The organism is Stenotrophomonas sp. GD04145 (assembly GCF_029835135.1).
In the GTDB taxonomy this organism is placed as follows: Bacteria; Pseudomonadota; Gammaproteobacteria; order Xanthomonadales; family Xanthomonadaceae; genus Stenotrophomonas; species Stenotrophomonas maltophilia_P.
In genome coordinates, this window is the sequence record NZ_JAODZG010000002.1 from 14771 (window position 1) to 34166 (window position 19396).

A 19396-nucleotide genomic window follows, 5' to 3' on the forward strand; every position below is an offset into this window, starting at 1 on the left:
GCCAGCCATTGAAGGAACGCAGGCGCTACCCGCGCGGCGGCGACAGGCTGGATGTGGCATCGGTCTGCAGCAGGCTGTCGCGCTCGCGCAGCGGCAAGCGGATCCACGCATCCACGCCCTGGGGTGAGAACGCAAGTTCGCCGCTACCGCCAAGCTCGTAGGGAATGCGCTGTTCGACCAGCGCCCGACCCAGCCCGCGATGCGAAGGGACGACCCAGTCGTCGTTCACCGCGCGCCGCTCGCACCAGTGCAGGTCCAGCCAGGCTTCACCGTCGATGTCCTGCATCGACCAGGACACCTCGATCCGCGTATCGCTGTGCACCGATGCGCCGTGCGTGAGCGCGTTGCTGGCCAGTTCATGGACCGCCAGCGACAGCACCTCGGCCGCCTTGGGCGGCAGCAGCACGTCCTCCTCGCCCTGCAGAAGGAATCCGTCGGGCGCGTGTCCCTGCACCGCGATCTCCTGGTCCAGCATGCCACGCAGGCTCACCCCGGCATTGGCGCTGCGGGTGAGCAGGGTCTGCGTGCGGGAGAGCGACATCAGGCGTGCGCACAGGCGGTCAGCGTACTCGTCCACGCTGTCGACCGACTCGCGTGTGCGCCAGGCGATGGCGTGGATCGTGGCCATGATGTTGCGCACGCGGTGCTGCAGCTCGGCCAGCAATACCGCCTGCCGCTCGGTGGCACGCTTGAGATCATCGATGTCCACCGCGATGGCGAACACGCCCGTCACCTCGCCGTCGACATCTCGCAGCGGCGCCGCCGCGACCCGCGTCCAGCGGACACACCCATCATCGTGGGTGAACTGGAACTCCAGTCCAGGCACCACGGTTTCTCCGCGCAGGGCCCGTGCGATGGCGAAATCCTCGGGTGCGATCGGGCTGCCATCGGCATGCCAGCCCTGCCATCGGTGCTGGTTGACCGGATCGGCCGAGGGCACCTGGCTGCTGGGAAGATAGGCGCGCATCTGGTCGTTCGACAGCTGCATCCGCCCCTGCGCATCGACAATGCACAGGCCGACCGGCAATACCTTGAACACCAGCGCCAGGCGCCGGTCGCTCTCCTGCCGCCGCCGCTCCTCGCGCTCACGCGCGGCCTGTGCCACGTGCGCTGCCGTGGTCTCGAACATGGTGACCAGCACACCGCCCACCTGCCCTTCCTCGCCGCGGAGCGGGCTGTAGGTGATGGTGAACCAGACGTCCTCCAGCCAGCCCTGCCGGGCCAGCGGGTACAACTTGTCCTCGAACGTGACGGTCTCACCCTGCCAGACCCGGTCGTAGATCGGCCCGTTGATGTGCCAGACCTCGGGCCAGCAGTCGCGGGTGGGCTGCCCCAGGCCAGCGGGATGCTTGTCGGCAAGGATCTCGGCATAGCCGTCGTTGTAGAGCTGGATGAGCTCCTGGCCCCACAGGATGATCATCGGAAACCCATGAGCCAGCATCATGTCCACGGTGGCGCGCAGATGCGCCGGCCACCGCCCAGTCGGGCCAAGCGGCGTCCCTGACCAGTCATGGCGCGCGATGCGCGCATCCATGCCGTCATGCAGTCCACCCAGACGATGCGCCGGAGGTGCTGTGCCGCGCACGGACGAGGGAGCAGCGGTATCCAATCGCCGGCCCATGCCGCGCAGTCAGACCTTGCCCGCAGCAGCCCGCGGTGCGGCGACCAGTCCGGCCAGCTGCCGGGCCAACGCGTCGATATGGTAGGGCTTGGGGCAGCGCGGCGCGCTGGCGAAGCGGCTCGGCAGGTTGTCGTCGTAACCGGAGGTCAGCAGGAACGGCGTCCCCGCCTCGGACAGGCGGTCGGCCAGCGGGTACACCTGCTCACCACCCAGGTTGATGTCCAGCAGGGCGACGTCGATCGGGTGATCATCGACCAGACGCGCCAACTCGCGCAGGTCACCGGCCGGGCCCACGACGTGCGCGCCCTTCAGCTGCAGATAGTCGGCCAGGAACATCGCAATGGCGAATTCATCTTCGGCCACCAGCACCCGCAGCCCCTGCAGCCCCTCCCGTTCATCGCCCGACTCCAGCACGCTGTACTCCCTGACACGCGCGGCCCATCCGGCCGCAATGCCCGCAGGATGCGCGAGTTGCCCTACAAGAACGCGTGATGACGGATGAAGACGACAGCGAGATCGCATTCACCTCGGCCAAACACGCTGTGTGCCCGGCCCGCGGTCAGAACGCACGCTCCCATTTCAGGCTCAGCAGGCTGCGGTCATGGCTGTACAGCCAGTCCACATTGCTGTCGATGCGGGTGTAGCGCAGGCTCAGGCTCGGCACCAGGCCTGCCACCGCCAGCCGTTCGCTGCGTACCAGCGCGATGAGGTTCTGCTCGTCGTCGTGCCGGCGCGCTTCCAGCAGCGGACTCCAGGCATCGTAGCTGCGCTCGCGCAGCGAAAGGAACAGCGTGGCAGTCGTGCCGCTCCACTGCCGCGCAGCGCCGACGCGCAGGCCGCGCTGGCGATAGGCATTGGCCGCGTCGGCCGCCCCGCTGTCGGCCAGATCGATGCCAGCGAAGACGGTCCAGCGCGGAGTGAGCGCACGGAACCAGGTGGCGTACAACGCTCTCATCGCGCCATCGTAGTTGTCGGCCAGCCCCGGTTGCCGATAGCGCTGGCGCTTCCAGTCCGCCTCCAGCTTCAGCAGGCTGCGCGGGTCCAGCGCGTACTGCCATTCCGCATGCGCGCCTGCGGCGCCCTGCAGGGTACGGTTGCCCAGTGCCTGATAGTCGTAGCTGGGGGCCAGCAGCAGGGTGTGCCGCGCACTGCGCCAGCTGTAGCCCACCTGCACAGTGGCATTGAGCTCGTTGTAGGCGTGGTTGTCCTTCCATGCCTGGCCGAAGGCCAACCCGCGCACATACAGGCCGTGGTGGCCGGCCAGCGCCCAGCGGCGTTCCAGGCTGCCGTCATAGTCCACCCCCGGCGCGCGCTGGGCATCGGGCAACCTGCGCTCGATGATGCAGTCCTCGCCTACGCCGAACAGGCAGGTGCGGCTGGCCGAACTGCGGTTGATGTTGTCGCTCCATGCAGGTCCGGCGGACAGTGCGCCCTTCCAGCGCCGCCGCGCCTGTAGCGCCTGCAGATACCCCTGCACCCGGCCGCGCACGCCGGCGGTGGCAGGGTCGCGGTCATCGATGTCGGCGGCGATCGCGGTGAACAGCGACGTTGCCTCCCGGTCGCGCTGGTCCTCGGCGTAGACCCGCGCCAGTTCAAGCCGCGCAGGCAGGAAATCCGGCTGCCGGGCCAGCAGGGCCTCGTACTCAAGGGCCGCGCGATGATGCTCGCCCGCAACCCGCGCCAGCGCGCCCTGCGCGTAGTGGCGCAGCAGCGGGTCATGGCCGGGAAGTTCAATGTACTCGTGCAGGAAGGCCTGCGCGGCGGGCCATTGCTGGTGCTGCAACGACAGGTACAGCGCCTGGCCCAGGTCGTCGACCGTGCGCTCCACGCGCAGGGTCCGGCCATCGAGGGTGACGGTCGGCCGATCCGGTTCGGCCTGTTGCAGCCGCTGCTGGTCCTGGCGTTGATGGCGCACGTCGTTGCCCTGCTCCAGCACGCGGCGCAGGTCATCCTGCTGGGCGTGCGCCGTGGCGGTCAGCGCCAGCAGAAGGAGGCAGTAAAGAGGGAGGCGCATGGTCGATCCGGTGTGAAGCGATGCAGCGGGCCGAAGCAGGGACTGGCGGATCGCGGCTTGTCCCTGCCCTGCCCCGTCAGGGGCGTGGCGATCAGTTCTTGCTGCCGCCGAAGGCGGTGTCGTACTGGCTGTTGCCGGCGAAGGTGGCGATACCGGCCAGGGTGGCGGCATTGGCACCGAAGAACTGGCCCTGGGTGGTGCCACTGACCGAACCGTTGGCGGTGGCCGCGCCTGCGAACGAGGCGGTGGCGCTGTTGATGGTGGCGTTGATGTTGACCGACAGGCCACCGCCGCTGAGGCCGCCCAGCAGAGTGCCGGTGCCGAAGTTGGCGCGGAAGGTGCCGCTGAGCAGGTTGCTGCCGTTGAACTTGTTCAGGCCAGCCACGCTGTAGGTGGCCACGCCGGCCGGCAGGGTGGTGCCGGCACGGTCGCCGACGAAGTAGACCTGGCGGTTGTTGAAGCCACCTGCGGCGCCGTCCTTGGACCATTCACCGAACCAGACATCGCCACTGCCGACCTTGACGAAGTTGAAGTGGCCCATGCCCGCGTGGCTGCCCGGTGCACCGGTGATCGGCATGGCCAGCGTGCGCACGGTGGTGCCATTGATGGTGGTCGGCACCGAATAGCTGGCCAGGCCCTGGAAATCGACGCGACGGGCGTTGGACACGGTGCCGACGCCGATACCGGCCTTGCCGGCCGAGTGCGGGCCACCGTTGACCTGGGAATCACCGACGGCGACATACAGCTCGGCATCGGTCACCGGGCTGGCCGCACCGACGATGTCGGCTGCCTGCGCCGCGCCGGCCAGGGCGAAGGAGGCGGCGACCGCCAGGACGGAACGGGAGATCATTTTCATGGTGTTGCTCCTTGGGTTGAGGGAACTACGGGTACAACGCTTGAATGCAGGTGCTCAGAAGCGTGCGGTGATGCCCAGCTTGAGGGTGCGGCCCGGCGCCGGCAGCGTGGACCGCGTGGCCGGGTCGACGTAGTAGCGGTTGCCGAGATTGCTGCCGACCAGCTCCACGCTGGCGTGCTCGTTGAAGCGCCAGCGCGCATACGCATCCACCGTGGTGATGTTTCCCCAGGTGAAGGGCACGTTCTGCCAGAGCAGGCTGCTGCCACCGGCCAGCAACCGGTCGCGGTAGGCCTGCAGGTCCGGGTTTTCGTGGCGCCGGTAGTGGATGATGCGGCTGCCCAGCTCCAGTCGTTCGTCGAGCAGGCGCGTGCCCAGCGACGCGTTGACCGACAGCTTCGGAATCGCCTGGGTCAGCAGGTAGCCGCTGACGAACCCGTCCTGCACGCAGTTCGGGACCAGGCCACGGTTGGCATCCAGCAGCACGGCACTGCTCTCATCGCAGACCTCGTTCTCCAGCGTGCGGGCGATGCCCAGATCGGTGAAGAAACGGCGGTTGTCGAAGCGTGCCTGCAGTTCGATGCCGCGGATGGTCTGCTTGTCGATGTTGTCGAACAGGAAGTAGGCATCGCGCTCGATCACGTTGCGGGTCTTGTGCACGTAATAGGCCAGCTTGACGTCGGCATCGGCGGTGTTTCCGAACAGCGCCGACAGGTCGTGCACGTAACCCAGCTCGTAGTTGTAGGCATGCTCCGGCTTGAGGTCATACAGCGGGTTGAGGCTGCTGGAGAACGCGATGGTGCTTTCGAACATGCTCGGGAAACGCACTGCTTCGCTGTAGCGCAGGTAGATGCGCGCGGCAGGCGACAGATGCGCCGTCGCCGAGAAAGTGGGCAGCCACGCGTGATCGCGCTGGCGCCGGTTGCTGCCATCCACCGGCCGCGCCTGCACGGTGTTGCCGATGCTGCAGACCAGGTCGCTGCCGGCGAACAACGGCAGCACGCCCGGGATCGCAGCCACCTCGCCGTTGAGGCACGGGTTGGTGGCACGGGCATAGTTGCCGTTGGCGTCGGGCAGCCACGCGATGTTGTGCTCCACTGCCTGCGGTGTTTCGTAATAGGCCAGCAGTCCCCGGATCGAATCATCGATCACCGAGCCCATGCCGATGCTCTCCCAGAACTCGCGTTCTGCTTCCAGCGCATCGATCTCTGCCTGCAGGCTGGCCGGTCGCTCGGGCAGCTCGTTGACCCGATAGGTAGCCTGCTTGCTGCCCACCCCCTTGGTCAGAAGCTCCGGGTGCGCGTCGAGGAAGTCGTCGAAGGCCCAGTAGCGGCTGTAGCGGACGCCGGCGTTGAGGGTGATGACATCGAGCGGACGCCATTCCAGGTTGAGGTAGCCCTCGCCCTCCTGGCGGCGGCCGGCACGCGGAAACATGCGCCAGCCATCAGTGGTGCCGAAGTAGGGATCGCGCGAACCCAGGCTCTCGTACTGCCAGTTGCCCCCTACGGTCAGGTCGAGGCTGGAGTGCAACGCGAAGCGGTTGCTGACCGTCAGGCCGGTGCGATCGTTGCGCGCGTTGGCCAGAGCGGTGTTGCGCAGGATCGGGCTGGCTTCAGGGTCCCATTGCGGATTGCCCGGCGCGAAGTTGGGGAAGCCGCCCGCGGTATAGGTATCGCTGTCGGTCTCGGTGCGCCACAGATTGGCATACAGATCCAGCCAGCGGCTGCCGGCCGGCTGCCAGCGATACTCCAGGTTCCAGGCATCCGAGTCGACGCGGCTCAACGGCCACTGGATGCGGCCGTAGTCCGGCGCCGACAGGATGCGCGAAGGCATGATCTCGCCGTAGTGCGAGAGCGTGTGCCGCCAGCTCGCCTTCAGCTGCTGGTCGTCATTGATCTGCCACGTCGCCTTGAGCAGCCACGACTCCTGTTCACTCGACGTATTGGGCACTTCATCACCCGGCTTGAAGTAGCGGGCCAGCGTGGTGATGTAGTCGATGCCCTGGTACTCGTACTGCTCGCGTGGGTCCTGGTCGTAGTAGTCGCTGCCCTGGCTGCCGGAGAAATAGTTGCCACGCCTGCGCCAGGCATAGGCCGCCATCACGTCCACCGTCTCGCCGCGCAGGCCCAGCGCCAGTCGCCACGCCTGGTCCTCGCCATCGAATGGATTGTTGCCGCTGCGCGACTGCACCGGCACCACCAGGGTACGGTCGTCATAGGGCGAGTTCGGCGACCCCTGCGGGAAACCCGGCACCGTCCGGTAGTCCTCGCCGCTGTGGAGGCGTGGCAGGCGTGGCGCCACCGCGTTGCTGCTGCCTTCTATCTTCAGCTCCCCGCCGAAGCGTTCGCCCGCCGGCACGACGTCATCGATGTCGATGGTCCTGATGACCAGCGCGCCGCCGATGCCGCTGTGCACGTCACGCACCAGGCCGGGCCCCTTGATGACCTGGATGCCACCGATCAGGTTGGGATCGATGTAGTTGCGGTTGCTGACGCCGTTGTAGCCCCGCCAGACCGTGAGGGCCTGTTCGCCGCCATCGATGCTCACCGGCACCCGCCCCGGCCCCTGGATGCCGCGGATGTTGATGTCCAGCGCGCCGCTGTTGCGCGCATCGCCGCTGAAAACGCCGACCAGATCCTTGACCACGTCGGCCGGGTTGGCGCCACGGAAGCGCTCCACCCGGTCCCGCCCCGAATACGCCGTGGTCAGGTCCAGCGCGAACACGTCGTCATAGCCACGGCGATCGCGCGCCTCGCCGCCTTCCGGCTGCAGGCGACCGGCGACGTCCAGCGTATCGGTCACCCGCACCCCTTCCCCCTCGGCCGATGCCTGCGTTGCGTCCGCCGCGGCGCGCAGGCTCCAGGTGCCATCCATGCCACGCTGGGCACGCACGCCACTGCCCTGCAGCAGCCGCTGCAGCGCCTGCATCTGGCTGTACTGGCCCTGCACCGCACTGGAACGACGCCCTTCGACCAGGTCGCTGCGGAACACCACCTGCGCATCGGCCTGGCGCCCGAACGCGCGTACCGCGTCTGCCAGCGACTGCTCCGGGATGGCGTACTGGCGCAGCGCCGCCGCTGTGCTGGGTTGCGCCTGCGCGGCCGGCACCCGGGCCAGCGGCAGCAGTGCGGTGCAGATGGCCAGGGCCAGTGTGGTGGCGCGACGGTGACAGGCAGACGCCGTGGACGGCATGGACGGCATGGACGGAACTCCTCAAGCGTGGGGAAACCACGGGCACAGCCGCTGCCGGTGGTGTGTCTGGCTTGAGGAAAAACGGTGTTTCGCTCTGGCTGTACCTCTATAGACAGCGCACGCTGCAGGCTGCCCACGCTTTTTTCAGGCTTTTTTCATCGCGATCTAAACCCTGCCGGCATCACCAGACCACCAGCGCGCCACCCGGCAGCCGCTGCACGCGCAGGCCCGCCTGGGCCGCCACTGCGGAGATGGCCGGGTCCGGCTGGCGCAGATGGAACAGGCCACTGACCCGGATCTGCTCCGCTTTTGTCCCCAGCACCCAGACCGGTGCGGCCCGATAGCGCGCCAACCGTTCGATGGCCTGCGCCGCGCTCAGATCGTCGATGGCAACCTCACCGCGCCGCCAGGGTGCCACCGCGTCGCTGGCGAGGCTGCTCACCGGCTGCAGCCAGCGTCCGTCACGGAACGCGCGTGCCTGCCCTGCATGCAGCCGTTGCAGGCTGCCATCACCGGGATGTACGTCCACTACCCCTTCGCTGACCTGGGCGGTCACCACCGCGTCCTGCAACGAAACGCTGAACGCGGTACCGATGTCGCGCACCAGGCCACCGCCGGCCTCGACCCGGAACGGCCGCGCTTCATGCGCGACCCGGAACCACGCCTGGCCGCGCAGCAGCCGCAGTTGCCGCTGATCCCCATCGAATGCGACGGCCAGCGCGGTGCGGGCATCCAGCACGATCGTGCTGCCATCCTCCAGTTGCACCACACGGGGTGCATCGCCGCTACGCAGATCGCTGCGCGCCCACAATGCGACCCCGGGGAGGGCTGGGACCGCCAGCACCACCGCGGCCACGCTGGCCCACCACCAGGACAGGCGCCTGCGCGGGGCGATCGGGCGCAGGCCCTGGCGATCGGAGGTCAGTGCCGGCAGTGCGGCCAGCACCTCCGGCCCAGCCGCGTCCAGGCCGTCCCAGAATGCCTGCTGGCGGCGCCAGGCCAAGGCATGGCGCGGATCGGCCTGCAGCCATCGCTGCAGGGCCCGCTGCTGCCGGTCCGGCAACGGGCCTGCACTGCACCGGATCACCCAGCGCAACGCCTGCCTGGCCTGTCGCGGCGAGGGTTCGGACGTGGTCATGGTCGTAGCCTGTCGCACCACGAACCGGTGCGCGTGACTGTTGTGACAAGGGCGGGCGGCCTCTGCCCACGGTAATTGCGGGTCATCGGCGTGCGCCCTGCTGGTGCTGCTGGATCAGCATTGCCGCGCGCAGCACATGCTTGCCGACCAGGCTCTTGGAAATGCCCAGACGGGCGGCGATCTCACGCTCGCTCAGGCCCAGGTAGCGGTTGAGCACGAAACACTCCCGCACCTGCGGCGGCAGCGCAAGGATGGTCCGGGTGATCTCGCGCAGCTGCGCCTGGTCCAGCGCCTGTTGCTCACCACCAACGGCATCGCCGACCTCGCACGCGTACTCGGCCATCGCCCGCCGTTCGCGTGCGTCGGCCTTGCTGCGGTTGAGGGCGTGATGGTACGCCATGCGGTACAGGTAACCGCGCGGTTCAAGGATCGGCGGATCGCCGGGCACGCTGCTGGCCTTCAGGTACAGGTTCTGCAGGGTGTCCTCGGTGCTGGCCGGGTCCAGGTAGCGCGCGATGAAGCGTGACAACGCACGGCGCTCGCGGATCAACAGCTCGACCAGCGCCAGGGCATTGGGAGACATAGGTGCCAGGCCGGACCGGGGAATGATGGGCGTGATGGCGACGGTCCGGGACGTGATTGTAGGGCGCGGCACCCCATCACGCCCAGCCCGCACTACGGCACCCGCCACTCCCGGGATCGTCAGTCCCATTGTCACGATAGCCCTGCCACCCGATCATCACCGGTGATGGCCGCGCGGCACCGCGCCTGATCCGGCCCCACATCCCCCGCACAGGAGAAGCCCATGGCCTACGCACGCATTGTCTCGACGGCTGACAACTACCTGCACCACACCTGTACCTGGCCTCACTGGCCGCCTGCACCGCCATCACCCTGCGCATGTACGCCCAGCGCAAGGGCTGGGAGCTGGGTGAGTTCCATGCCGAACTGCGCTCGGAGCGCGATCCTGATGGTCGTTTCCATGTGCACCGCATACTGCATGCCAGCGCCGCGCTGGACGATGCCCAGTGGCAGCGCCTGCTGGAGGTGGTCGAGAAGACCCCGGTCACCCTGGTGATGCGCGAAGGGGCGCGCATCACCAGCGAACGCGGCCAGAACGCCGCTCCCGGAAAGTGCTAGCGGCGGGGATGCAGCACGGTGCGCCGGCGCATCGCGTTGAACTCCCGCTCCACCTGCTGGATGTCCTCGGCCTGGAAACCCGCGGCATCCAGCATCTGGTTGGCCGCGGCGGCCGCCAGCGGATCGTCGTCACGCTGGCGCCAGCAGCGGGACGGCAGGAAATAGCCCACCTCGCTGCGCCCGCGCATGATCACCACCGGGCGGCCGGCGTACAGCAGGAACTCGGCCAGGTGCTGGCGCAGGCCCTCCACCGAGACATAGGCCGGACCGATGCCCAGCATCTGGCTGGACGTCCCGGGATTTTCGAACAGCTTGCGACGGCTCATCACACTCCTCCTTGTTGCCACGCGTGGTCTCCTTTCCCTAGACGGGCGCATCGCTGCACCCCCGCCACGTTTCGTGCCGGCCCGTCATCGCTGGCGGCTCAGAAGCCGGTGTTGAACTCCAGCTGGAACACATCGATCGCCAGCGGCGGGCCCGACACCGCCTTGGCAGCCATCCACTTGCCGCTGATCCAGCTGCGCGCGTCCAACGCATAGGCACCACCCACGTAATAGCCGCGCGCGTTGGTGCCACCCAGATGGAAGTTCGGATCGTTGTAGGCATCCGGCAGCGCATCGGCCTCGATCCGCTTGTAGCCCAGCAGTGCCTGCCACTGCCCCTTCTCCTTCAGGTCGGTGGCGCCGAACGTTGCCTGCAGCATCCACGCGGTGTCGCCGCTGCGGAACGTATCGATGCCGGGAGCGTCACCCGCACCGAAATTGTTGACGATGCCGTTGTTGGCGCGGCGGAACATCGCCTGCGTGTCGTACGCCAGGTTGCGGATGAAGTCGCCCTCCAGGCGCAGTCCGATGTCCTGCGCCAGCCGGGTATCCCAACGCAGGTTCAGCGTGGCCAGGCGGAAGGCGGACGCCAGGCCGACATACTGCGGCGTCGGCGTGCCGGCCGGATCCATCGGATTGAGCGCAATGTCGCGGATCAGCATCAGGGTGTTGCCCTTCTGCATGAACGCCGGGCGCGACCAGTCGGTGTCGCAGCCGACGGCGCCGGAGTACAGGGCACAGGGCGAGGACAGCCGACCGCTGATGTTCTTGAAGTCGTAGTAGCCCAGTGCGGCCCGCAGTGCGTTGTCGTCGTTGAAGCGCCAGTTCACGCCAGCCTGCGCGCCGGACAGCCATTTGTTCTCGTTCGGCGACTTCTCTCCGCTGCGGCTCTGCAGGCTGTCCGAGGTGTACTCCAGCGGCGCCACGGCAAGGGTGCCGAACAGGTCCAGATCGCCGTCGCCGAACCCGTACTTCAGGTTGGCGGCCAGTCCATCGAAGTTCAGATCGTTGGAGAACAGGGTGTCGCTGCTCCAGAACGGATTGCCGAAACGGCCACCACGCACGGTCACCCAGTCAGCCGGACTGTAGGCCAGCCATGCCTGGTCGAGCCACACGTCCTTCTTGCTCAGGCCGCCCCCCAGCTGCTCGGTGGTGGACACCGGGCCATTGCTGCTGCCGCTGGCCAGGCGGATGCCAGCGGTGGTGTGATCGCCGATCATGGCCTCGACCCCCAGGCGGGCGCGGATGCGCCACAGGTTACGGCGGTCCTGTCGGGTGTTGAGCAAGGGCGGCAGCTGCAGGTTGGTATTGGTGTTGGTGTCGAATCCACTGCCCGCATTGACCGCGGCCCAGTTGCTGACGATGCCGCTGTTGTCATCGCCATAGAAGCGCGACTCGCTGCGCACACGCACGTCCCCGGTCACCTTGATGCGCTGTGTCCATTCGGCGACCTCATTCGGCGCCGCCCAGCCCTCCGCCTTCGCCTGCGCCATTACGTCCTGGCGCACTTCGTCGCGGATGCCATCACGGACACTCTGCGGCACATAGGGCACACGCACATCGCCCGCCTCAAGCGCGATGCCTCCACTGCTGGCCGATGCAGCACCGGCAGCACCGCGCTGGGCTGCTGCTGCCTCGGCTTCGGCCTGCACCAGCAGCGCCTGGCCGTCCTCGGGCTTGAGCGCGCCAGTGGCCATCAGGCCTTTGATCAGCTTGATCATGGTGGTCTCAGCAGCCATTGCACCGGCCGGCGCCGCCAGGCTGAGCAGCACAGCGCAGCACAGCAGCGCCCGTCGGGCCGGCCGCGACGGGCGGGAGTCGGTTCGAGCGCGGACGTGGTTGTTCATCACGGTTCTCATCGGAAGAAGGGAAATCGGGGAAATCACGGTTCACGCCCCCGGCCTGCGGCCCTGCACAAGCACGCGCGCGGGGAAGTCCAGTGAAGGTGGCGGCGGCTGGTCCACCCGGCCGATCTGGCGCAGCGCGTCGAGCACGGCGGCGTCGGCCTCTTCATTGCCGCTGCCGCGCACCAGCTCTACTTTCTCCAGGCGCCCATCCGGCGCCAGCCACACGTTCACCTGCAACTGGAAGGCCAGGCGCTTGACCCGCGCATCGCGCGCAATCGCCTGCTGCATCAGGTAACCCAGATAGCGGCCATAGGTGGCATTGCCGGCACCACCGCGACCGGTACCGGACGCGCCGCCGCCACTGCCCGCCTGGATGCCGAAGTTGTCACCGCCCGCCTGCGCGTCGGCGTTCATGGTCACCGGGTCGGCGTTGTCCGGCGTCGGCGTCGGCTCCTCGGCCGGGGTCGGCTGATCCAGCGGCTCCGGCTCGGGCAGGGTCTCCTCCGGCGGGGTCTCCGGTTCGGGGGGCTTCTCAGGCGGCGGCGGTGGGGGTGGCGGCGGGGGTGGCAACGCCAGCATCGGCGGCTGCACCACGGGGCGGCGGGTGCTGGCCGTGTCCTTGAACAGCAGCCACCACAGCACGGCGCCCACTACCAGCAGCGCCGCCAGCACCAGCGCGACGGTCACCAGCAGCGGGCGGTCACGCATGCCGGGCTCCGGCCGTGGGGAATGAGGGCCGGTCATGCCTCAGCCCTGTGCCTTGCCGGTGACCAGGCCAACCTGGGCCAGTTCCAGCCGCCGCAGCAGATCCAGCACCTCGACCACGCGCGCGTACTGCACCTGGGCGTCGCCACGCACGATTACCGGGAAATCCGGCGAGGTCGCACGCTCTGTCCTCAGGCGGTCCTCCAGCTCGGCCATCGTCACCGGGTAGGCGTCAAGGAACACCTGGCCGCTGGGATCGATGGTGATCGCCTTGGTCTTGGGCTTCTCCAGCGCCACACTGTTGCTGGCCTTCGGCAGGTTGACCTCGATGCCGGGAATGGAGGCGTTGCTGGTGAGGATGAAGATCACCAGCACCACCAGCAGCACATCGACGAAGGGCGTCACGTTGATGCCCTTCTCGCGCTTCTTGATGCCGAACTTCGCCTTCTGGGCCATGACGCGCTCCTCAGCCCTGCACCGGGGCCGGGCCGCGCCCGTCCTGCTCTTCAGCCAGGCGGGCGGCGAATTCGTCGATGAACACGGCCATGTCGGCACCGATGGCCTCGGCGCGTGCGCCCAGCCAGTTGTAGCCGAACAGTGCCGGGATCGCGACGCCGAGGCCGGCGGCCGTACACAGCAAGGCCGCCGCCATGCCCGGCGCGACCGAATTGATGTCCACCGCACCGGCCATCGCCGCGACCACGAACACCAGCATGATGCCGATCACCGTACCGAACAGGCCCACATAGGGCGCGCCTTCGATCGTGGTGGACAGCCAGTTCATGCGACGCGACATCGCCTCCTGCTCGCGCACCATCACCGCATCCATCGATGCGCGGATCGCCGCGATGGTCGCCGCGCTCAGATAGCCGCCGTTGCCGTCGCGCTGGTGGCGCTGCTGCATCTCATCGATGGCCACCTGGTAGATGCGCCACAGTGAACCGTCGCGCATGGCCGCCGGTGCCTGGCCCTGCCGGTCCATGTCCGAGAGCGTGCGCAGCGGCACGCCGGCCAGCTTGCCGAAAGCATCAGTGAACACCGCATTGGCCTTGCCGGTGCGGCCGAAGTGACGGCTCTTGGCGATCATGATCGCCCACGACATCAGCATCATCAGGCCGAGGATGGCCACCACCACCCAGGCGTCGAACGGCATCGCCTTCAGGATGAAGCCAAAGTGACTCTGGCCCGTGGACTGCTCATCGGCGCCATAGCTGATCAGGCGTGAGTCAGCGCCCTGCGCGGTGGCATCGGCCAGCAGCAGTGCCGCCGGGCGCGCAACGCGAGAAATCCGCAGTTCATCCAGCGCACCATCGAAGTCGGCCAGCGGCTGCTCCGCACCCGGCGCATCAGCGCCCACCACCGCTGCGGTGGACATGGCCGGAAGTTCGCCGCTGAGCTGCGCCACCACGTGGCCATTGAGATACAGCTGCAGCGACCCCTTCTCCGCCGTCAGCGCCAGATGCGCCCACTGTCCCTCCGGAATCGGCTGCGCAGGCGTGCTGCGCTGGCCATTGAGCTGCACGAACGGCACCCGGTTGTCGATGCCCAGCAGCAGTTCCGCGCTGCCATCGCGACGGGCATAGATGGCCTGCGCCGCATTCTGTGCACCCGGCTTGATCCACGCAGAGACGGTCAATGGCGCGCCGGCCTCCTGCGCCAGCGAAGCACTGGCTGGCAGCGGCAGCGCAGTGCCGGCGAACTGCACGCCGCGACCGATCACCGAACCTTCGGCGGCCGGCACCACTGCGCCCGCATTGTTGCCGTAGGCCGTGGTGTCACGTGCCGGGGCATTGGCGTCGGCGAAGTGGTAGACCAGCGTGTAGTCCGGATCGAATACCTGCTGTCCATTCCCACTGGCCGGCGCCTTGTCGTTGCCGTAGTACATCCAGATCGTCTGAGGTGCGGCGGCGCTGACGGCCGGCACATCCACCCACACCAGGGCCAGCCCCAGCGCCGGGTCGAACTGTTCGATCTGGTGCGCCAGCACGGTGCGCCCGTCCGCCGACACGAAACGCAGATCGCTGCCGGCATCCTGGGTGCCGTCGAAACCGAAGTTGCCCGTATGCAAGCGCAGCAGCAGCGGGGTTCGACCGGGGTCGCCTGCCAGACCGGCACCCTGCGGGCCTGCGTCGATCGTGATCGGCTTGCGGTATTTCCATTCGGCCTGCCACCAGCTGGCATCGGCCGCAGCGGCGGGCAGCGCGATCAGCGCGGCCAGCAGCAGCAACATCCGGGAAAGCAAACGGTCCATGCGAGGGGTCTCCGGAGAACGCATGTTCAAGGGAAGGGTCAGTAACTGGTGCTGATGTTGAAATGCAGCCGCGGGTCGTCCTTGCGGGTCACCGGCCCATCGGCATAGGGCCACGCATAGTCCAGGCGCAACTGCAGGTGATCTCCCAGGCGCAGCTGCGCGCCGAGCCCGACCGAGGCCAGGTTGTACTGGTCGCGCTGTTCGGGCAGCGGCCGCCGCAGGCGCAGGTAGGCCGCGTCGGCAAAGCTGTACACGCGAAGCTGGCTACCGCTCCACAGCGGCCATGCCGGGGTGCGCCATTCCAGGTTCGCCACACCGCCGTAGTCGCCGATCGCCTCGGCCGACAGGTAGCCGCGCACGGTGTACATGCCACCGGCGGCGAACTGCTCGGCCGAGACCAGTGGCGCATCGGTCACCTGCAGGGCCCCGCGTGCATACCATTGCCAATCGCTGCCGAAGGTATGCGTATTCGACACATCGGCCTTGAGTGCGACGAAGCTGGGATCGGCCCACGCCCGCTTCTGGCTGAACTCGTACCCATTGCTGTCATAGCCGAACAGGCGGCGGGTTCCGGCCACCAGCTGCGTGCTGATGCTCAGCTGGTCCTGGTCGCCCTGGCGCACACCCACGAATGCCAGCGTGAGCGGTGCGTACTTGAGGGGCGTCTTCAGGTTGTCGCTGCCCATCCAGGTGTCCTCCTCGGTGTCCTTGAAGTCGACGCCGAGGCTGAGCTGCCGCCACCACGCAGTGCTGCCGGGCAGGCGGTAATTGAGCTTGAGGCCGATCGAATGGCCATTGCCGATCACGTTGGTGCCGGTTCCCGTGCCCCCCTGGCCACCGGCATTGAGCACGCGGCTGTCGGAGGTATAGCCCGATGCCTCCAGGCTCCAGGGGCTGCCTTCAAACGGCAGCGTGTACGACGCCGAGAACACCTTGGCCTGATCGGTATCTTGCGGAGCGAGGAACACGCCGAGACTGGCGCTGTGCCCGCGTCCCCACAGGTTGTCATGCGCCAGCGAGGCACTCAGGCGCAGTTTCTCGGTGTCGGCACTGCGGTCATTGTTGAGTGCGGCGCTCGCTCGCCAGGGCGACTTTTCTTCCACCTGCAGGTCCACGTCCATCGTGCCGGGCGTCTTTCCCTCACGGACCAGCGGCATCACCTGGCGGCGACCGCCTTCGTTGAGCGCGGTCAGTTCCTTCTGCGCCCGGTCGAAATCCGGCACCTGGCCCTCGGCCAGCGCCGGTACCCGTGCGCGGATCCGCGCCGCCGCAGCAGGCGCCGCACCGACCACGCGCAGTTCGCCGATCGGCGTCTGCTGCACCTTCAGCAGCACCACGCCGGCACTGACCTGCTGCTCGGGCAGTTCCACGTACACCGACTGGTATCCCGCCTGCTGGTACAGCGCGCTGACTGCATCGCGCGCCTGCTCGACGTCGGCCAACGTCCTGCCCGGGCCGAGATAGGGCTCAACGGCGCGCTCGATCAGACGCGGATCAAGTACGGTGTTGCCGCGCACGATGTACTCGTTGATGTTCACCCTGGCCGCCGGCGTGGCATCCTGCGCGAGCAGCGGCAATGGCAGGGACGCCACGGCCAGCGCGAGTACCCGCGGACGCAGGCGCAGCGGGAGTCGGACAGCTCGGCACGGAACAGGCGTCATTGAAGGCATCGCGTCGTATCGAAGGAAGTGGCCAGGGAGCGGCGCGTGGGTCTACCCACAGGACGTGCAGGGCGCGTCAAAGCCGCCAACAGTTTTGTGACAGCACTGTCATCTGTTGACGGCGGCGGAATGCGCGCAGGCGTACACTGCGCCCGCCACCCGTCCATGAAGCAGCCGACATGGGGTGGCGGGAGATAGGAGATGAGCATGATCCTGATTGCATGGCGCTGGCCTGCCGTGGCGTTGCTCGCGTCCATCGCGATGCCGATTGCGCACGCCGATGACCGCGCAACGCGCGCGGACACACCGCCCTGCATCGACGTGCAGGTCAACGGAGAGCGCATTCCGGCCTGGGAATGTCTGCAGCGCAGGCTCGCACCGGCACCGCCGCGTGCACGATCACCGCGCCTGTCCGAGTCGGAGCGGCTGATGCGGCAGTCCGGCAACCAGCTCATGCAGTACAACCTGGAAGGCACCCGGCAACGGATGGGCGACGCCTTTGGCCGCTCGGTGACACCGCAGCGCCCCTCTCGCTGATCGCGCCTCAGTGCCGCCCCGCAGCGGCAGGCACGATGCCGTCGGCAGGAACGGGCGGCAGCGCGGGCACCGGCAGGCTGCGCGACCGCCCCGCCTGCTGCAGTTCGATGGTCTCTGCGCCGATGCTGGCCAGTACCGTGGACGGTCCCAGGCGCTGCCCCGGCACATAGGCATCGACAGCGCCACCATCGACCGACAGCAGTGCCAGCGGTGCGTGCGCGCTGGCCATCACACCCAGTACCACTACCTCGGTGTGGATCGCACCCGGTGACAGCAGCCGCACCAGCGGAGCGCTGGCCGCAGCGTCGAACGGTGGCCGGGCCGGTGTCGACGGCCTTACCGCGCTGGCCGCCGCGGGTGGTCCTGCAGCGAACAGGGCAATGCCCCAGTAGGCCATCACGGCCAACAGCAGCGTCGCCGCCAGCAGTGTCAGCAGGTGATTGCGATCCCAGCGCCTGCCGTCCATGTTCCGCACCTTCGTCGACATTGACGGCCACCACGCTAGCAGTCGCCGCTGACGCTTTTGTTTCATCATCCGCCGCTACCCTGTCCGCGATCGGCAAGCACAGGAGGCGATGTCGATGCGGCGCATCCCGCGCGGCTTCACCCTGCTGGAACTGATGGTGGTGCTGGTCATCATCGGCATCTGTACAACGGCCATCGGCCTGGGCCTGGGCACACTGCTCGATCCTGCGCGCCAGCTCCGTCAGGAAGGCGAGCGATTGGCGCAACGCCTGCAGGTGGCACGCGATGAGGCCCGCATCGATGGCCGCAGCCTCCGCTGGCAGGCGGATGCCGAGGGCTACCGCTTCAGCCGACGCGAGGGCGACCGCTGGACCGACGTGCAGCGCGACGACCTGCTGCGCCCCCAGCGGTGGCAGAGCCCGGGCATCGCCGTACAGCCGGCGGCAGCCATCGAACTGAGTCCGGAATGGATCGGCGTGCCGTGGGAGCTGGCGCTGTCGCTGCAGGGGCGACAGCTGCGCCTTCGCGACGACGGCAGTGGACAGCTGCAGGTCGTGCAGTGATGCGGCCGCGGCGGGGTTTCACCTTGATCGAGGTACTGATCGCACTGGCCATCGTGGCAGTCGCGCTGGCGGCGGTGATGCGCTCGGTGGCAGTGGCAACCGATGACCAGTCGCGGCTGCGCGACCGACGTCTGGCACTGCTGTGCGCACAGGACCGCTGGCAGGAACTGCGGCTGGCCGCGCAACCGCCCGCGGATGTGCAGCAGCGCTGCGTGCAGGGTCGCAGCCGCTTCCTGGTGCGGCAGCATCTGGGCAGCGGCAGCGACGGGCAGCCTCAGCTGGAGCTCATCGTGGTGGCGGAGGATGCATCAACGCAGTCGCTGGCACGCATGCTGCTGCCATGGACCGCTGCACCGTGAAACGGCGCGTGCAGGGCTTCACCCTGATCGAAGTGATGATCGCGATCACCCTCATGGGCGTGCTGGCCGTGATCTGCTGGCGTGCGCTGGACAGCGTGTCCACCAGTGACCAGCGACTGCGCCAGGCTGATGCAGGCACCAATGCCGCATTACGGGTGCTGCAGCAGTTCCAGCGCGACATTGAGATGCGTGCGGACGATGCCCTGATGAATGGTGCGGTACGCCCCGCTGACGAGCCACAGCGGCTGCTGCCGCCGGCGCTGGTCAGCGAACGGCAGGCCGACGGCAGTTTCGCGCTGGAGATCACCCGCAGCGTCGGCAGCGACGGGCTGCGCTGGCAGCGGGTGCGCTGGTGGCGCCAGGGCAATACCCTGTGGCGGGCCAGCGGGCCGCCATCGGATCGCTATCCGTTGCCGCCACCTGAGCAGTCACGCGGGCTGGCCGTAGCGCACGATGTCCAGTTCTTCGATGTGCGCGCCTGGCAGCCGGGCGCCGGCTGGACGACGCTGCCCAGTCAGGGCGTGCTGCTGCCGGCCACCGGGTTGGAACTGAGGCTGCGGCTGCGTGATGGCCGCGGTCCGTTGAGCTACCGTCGCGTCCTTGAACTCTAGCCGCAGACGCACCCGCACGCCGTCGATCCACGTCATCCGGGGCGCAGCGTCCGCCATCCCGGCCACCGGGCGCTGTCCCGCGCCCGGTGGCGCCTGTGGGTGCTCCTCACCGCCGA

The 19396-nt window shown here is 68.0% G+C and carries 18 protein-coding genes and 1 pseudogene; 5 read left to right on the plus strand and 14 right to left on the minus strand.

Annotated features, from left to right (window positions below; translation table 11 throughout):
* Positions 1 to 25 precede the first annotated feature (25 nt).
* The 7 genes from N7367_RS01225 to N7367_RS01255 all read right to left on the minus strand — a co-directional run bounded on the left by N7367_RS01225 (position 26) and on the right by N7367_RS01255 (position 9401).
* Positions 26 to 1621 carry a PAS domain-containing protein gene (locus tag N7367_RS01225; protein WP_279941546.1) on the minus strand — a complete coding sequence of 532 codons (1596 nt, stop codon included), beginning with the start codon at positions 1619 to 1621 and terminating at the stop codon, positions 26 to 28.
* A gap of 9 nt (positions 1622 to 1630) precedes the next feature.
* A complete protein-coding gene (locus N7367_RS01230; RefSeq protein WP_065176179.1) occupies positions 1631 to 2035 on the minus strand; it encodes a response regulator in 405 nt (134 codons plus the stop codon).
* 145 nt (positions 2036 to 2180) lie between these two features.
* Positions 2181 to 3635 (minus strand): surface lipoprotein assembly modifier, encoded by a 1455-nt coding sequence (locus N7367_RS01235; protein WP_279941547.1) that lies wholly within the window; start codon positions 3633 to 3635, stop codon positions 2181 to 2183.
* A gap of 91 nt (positions 3636 to 3726) precedes the next feature.
* Positions 3727 to 4491: a Slam-dependent surface lipoprotein gene (locus tag N7367_RS01240; RefSeq protein ID WP_065176177.1), complete on the minus strand. Its 765-nt coding sequence runs from the start codon at positions 4489 to 4491 to the stop codon at positions 3727 to 3729.
* Positions 4492 to 4545: 54 nt separating this feature from the next.
* Entirely contained in the window at positions 4546 to 7680 is a 3135-nt protein-coding gene (locus N7367_RS01245) for a TonB-dependent receptor (protein ID WP_345781885.1), read from the minus strand.
* Positions 7681 to 7861: 181 nt separating this feature from the next.
* Complete coding sequence (locus N7367_RS01250; protein ID WP_279941549.1) at positions 7862 to 8818, minus strand: FecR domain-containing protein; 957 nt, start codon at positions 8816 to 8818, stop codon at positions 7862 to 7864.
* A gap of 82 nt (positions 8819 to 8900) precedes the next feature.
* A complete protein-coding gene (locus N7367_RS01255) occupies positions 8901 to 9401 on the minus strand; it encodes a sigma-70 family RNA polymerase sigma factor (RefSeq protein ID WP_279941550.1) in 501 nt (166 codons plus the stop codon).
* Positions 9402 to 9623: 222 nt separating this feature from the next.
* Here N7367_RS01255 and N7367_RS01260 point away from each other — a divergent pair.
* A pseudogene (locus tag N7367_RS01260) lies at positions 9624 to 9958 on the plus strand (OsmC family protein).
* Here the strand turns inward: N7367_RS01260 and N7367_RS01265 are convergent.
* From N7367_RS01265 to N7367_RS01290, 6 genes are all read right to left on the minus strand, one after another.
* Positions 9955 to 10284 (minus strand): hypothetical protein, encoded by a 330-nt coding sequence (locus N7367_RS01265; protein ID WP_065182343.1) that lies wholly within the window; start codon positions 10282 to 10284, stop codon positions 9955 to 9957. The pseudogene N7367_RS01260 and the gene N7367_RS01265 sit on opposite strands and share 4 nt — an antisense overlap.
* Positions 10285 to 10382: 98 nt before the next feature.
* Positions 10383 to 12128, minus strand: a complete 1746-nt coding sequence (locus tag N7367_RS01270; protein ID WP_279941551.1) for a putative porin — start codon at positions 12126 to 12128, stop codon at positions 10383 to 10385.
* A gap of 42 nt (positions 12129 to 12170) precedes the next feature.
* A complete protein-coding gene (locus N7367_RS01275; protein WP_180875256.1) occupies positions 12171 to 12836 on the minus strand; it encodes a cell envelope integrity protein TolA in 666 nt (221 codons plus the stop codon).
* Positions 12837 to 12875: 39 nt separating this feature from the next.
* Complete coding sequence (locus tag N7367_RS01280; protein ID WP_053516303.1) at positions 12876 to 13289, minus strand: biopolymer transporter ExbD; 414 nt, start codon at positions 13287 to 13289, stop codon at positions 12876 to 12878.
* A 10-nt stretch (positions 13290 to 13299) separates the two neighbouring features.
* Positions 13300 to 15084 (minus strand): MotA/TolQ/ExbB proton channel family protein, encoded by a 1785-nt coding sequence (locus tag N7367_RS01285; protein WP_253118531.1) that lies wholly within the window; start codon positions 15082 to 15084, stop codon positions 13300 to 13302.
* Positions 15085 to 15122: 38 nt separating this feature from the next.
* Positions 15123 to 16745, minus strand: coding sequence for a ShlB/FhaC/HecB family hemolysin secretion/activation protein (locus N7367_RS01290; RefSeq protein ID WP_279941553.1), 1623 nt, complete (start codon positions 16743 to 16745; stop codon positions 15123 to 15125).
* Between the two features lie 261 nt (positions 16746 to 17006).
* Here N7367_RS01290 and N7367_RS01295 point away from each other — a divergent pair, with 261 nt between their 5' ends.
* A complete protein-coding gene (locus tag N7367_RS01295) occupies positions 17007 to 17282 on the plus strand; it encodes a hypothetical protein (RefSeq protein ID WP_279941635.1) in 276 nt (91 codons plus the stop codon).
* 7 nt (positions 17283 to 17289) lie between these two features.
* On the opposite strand, the gene N7367_RS01300 is transcribed toward N7367_RS01295, so the two are convergent.
* Positions 17290 to 17748 carry a general secretion pathway protein gene (locus N7367_RS01300; protein WP_279941554.1) on the minus strand — a complete coding sequence of 153 codons (459 nt, stop codon included), beginning with the start codon at positions 17746 to 17748 and terminating at the stop codon, positions 17290 to 17292.
* A 115-nt stretch (positions 17749 to 17863) separates the two neighbouring features.
* Here N7367_RS01300 and gspH point away from each other — a divergent pair, with 115 nt between their 5' ends.
* From gspH to N7367_RS01315, 3 genes are read left to right on the plus strand one after another with little or no spacing between them, the layout of a single operon-like run.
* Positions 17864 to 18310, plus strand: coding sequence for a type II secretion system minor pseudopilin GspH (gene gspH, locus N7367_RS01305; protein ID WP_053516372.1), 447 nt, complete (start codon positions 17864 to 17866; stop codon positions 18308 to 18310).
* The gene (gene gspI / locus N7367_RS01310; RefSeq protein ID WP_279941555.1) at positions 18307 to 18669 is read left to right on the plus strand and encodes a type II secretion system minor pseudopilin GspI; all 363 of its coding nucleotides are present in this window, start codon (positions 18307 to 18309) and stop codon (positions 18667 to 18669) included. Before gspH ends, gspI begins: the two co-directional genes overlap by 4 nt.
* Entirely contained in the window at positions 18666 to 19280 is a 615-nt protein-coding gene (locus N7367_RS01315; RefSeq protein ID WP_180875282.1) for a prepilin-type N-terminal cleavage/methylation domain-containing protein, read from the plus strand. Before gspI ends, N7367_RS01315 begins: the two co-directional genes overlap by 4 nt.
* Positions 19281 to 19396 lie beyond the last annotated feature (116 nt).

Bases quoted from the DNA above. Each gene is read 5' to 3' on its own strand.
- N7367_RS01295 (WP_279941635.1), top strand. From the start codon at position 17,007: ATGCCGATTGCGCACGCCGATGACCGCGCAACGCGCGCGGACACACCG.
- N7367_RS01225 (WP_279941546.1), bottom strand. From the start codon at position 1,621: ATGGGCCGGCGATTGGATACCGCTGCTCCCTCGTCCGTGCGCGGCACA.
- N7367_RS01250 (WP_279941549.1), bottom strand. From the start codon at position 8,818: ATGACCACGTCCGAACCCTCGCCGCGACAGGCCAGGCAGGCGTTGCGC.
- N7367_RS01300 (WP_279941554.1), bottom strand. From the start codon at position 17,748: ATGGACGGCAGGCGCTGGGATCGCAATCACCTGCTGACACTGCTGGCG.
- N7367_RS01270 (WP_279941551.1), bottom strand. From the start codon at position 12,128: ATGAACAACCACGTCCGCGCTCGAACCGACTCCCGCCCGTCGCGGCCG.
- N7367_RS01265 (WP_065182343.1), bottom strand. From the start codon at position 10,284: ATGAGCCGTCGCAAGCTGTTCGAAAATCCCGGGACGTCCAGCCAGATG.
- N7367_RS01280 (WP_053516303.1), bottom strand. From the start codon at position 13,289: ATGGCCCAGAAGGCGAAGTTCGGCATCAAGAAGCGCGAGAAGGGCATC.
- N7367_RS01240 (WP_065176177.1), bottom strand. From the start codon at position 4,491: ATGAAAATGATCTCCCGTTCCGTCCTGGCGGTCGCCGCCTCCTTCGCC.
- N7367_RS01245 (WP_345781885.1), bottom strand. From the start codon at position 7,680: ATGCCGTCCACGGCGTCTGCCTGTCACCGTCGCGCCACCACACTGGCC.
- N7367_RS01290 (WP_279941553.1), bottom strand. From the start codon at position 16,745: ATGACGCCTGTTCCGTGCCGAGCTGTCCGACTCCCGCTGCGCCTGCGT.
- N7367_RS01285 (WP_253118531.1), bottom strand. From the start codon at position 15,084: ATGGACCGTTTGCTTTCCCGGATGTTGCTGCTGCTGGCCGCGCTGATC.
- gspH (WP_053516372.1), top strand. From the start codon at position 17,864: ATGCGGCGCATCCCGCGCGGCTTCACCCTGCTGGAACTGATGGTGGTG.
- N7367_RS01235 (WP_279941547.1), bottom strand. From the start codon at position 3,635: ATGCGCCTCCCTCTTTACTGCCTCCTTCTGCTGGCGCTGACCGCCACG.
- N7367_RS01255 (WP_279941550.1), bottom strand. From the start codon at position 9,401: ATGTCTCCCAATGCCCTGGCGCTGGTCGAGCTGTTGATCCGCGAGCGC.
- N7367_RS01275 (WP_180875256.1), bottom strand. From the start codon at position 12,836: ATGCGTGACCGCCCGCTGCTGGTGACCGTCGCGCTGGTGCTGGCGGCG.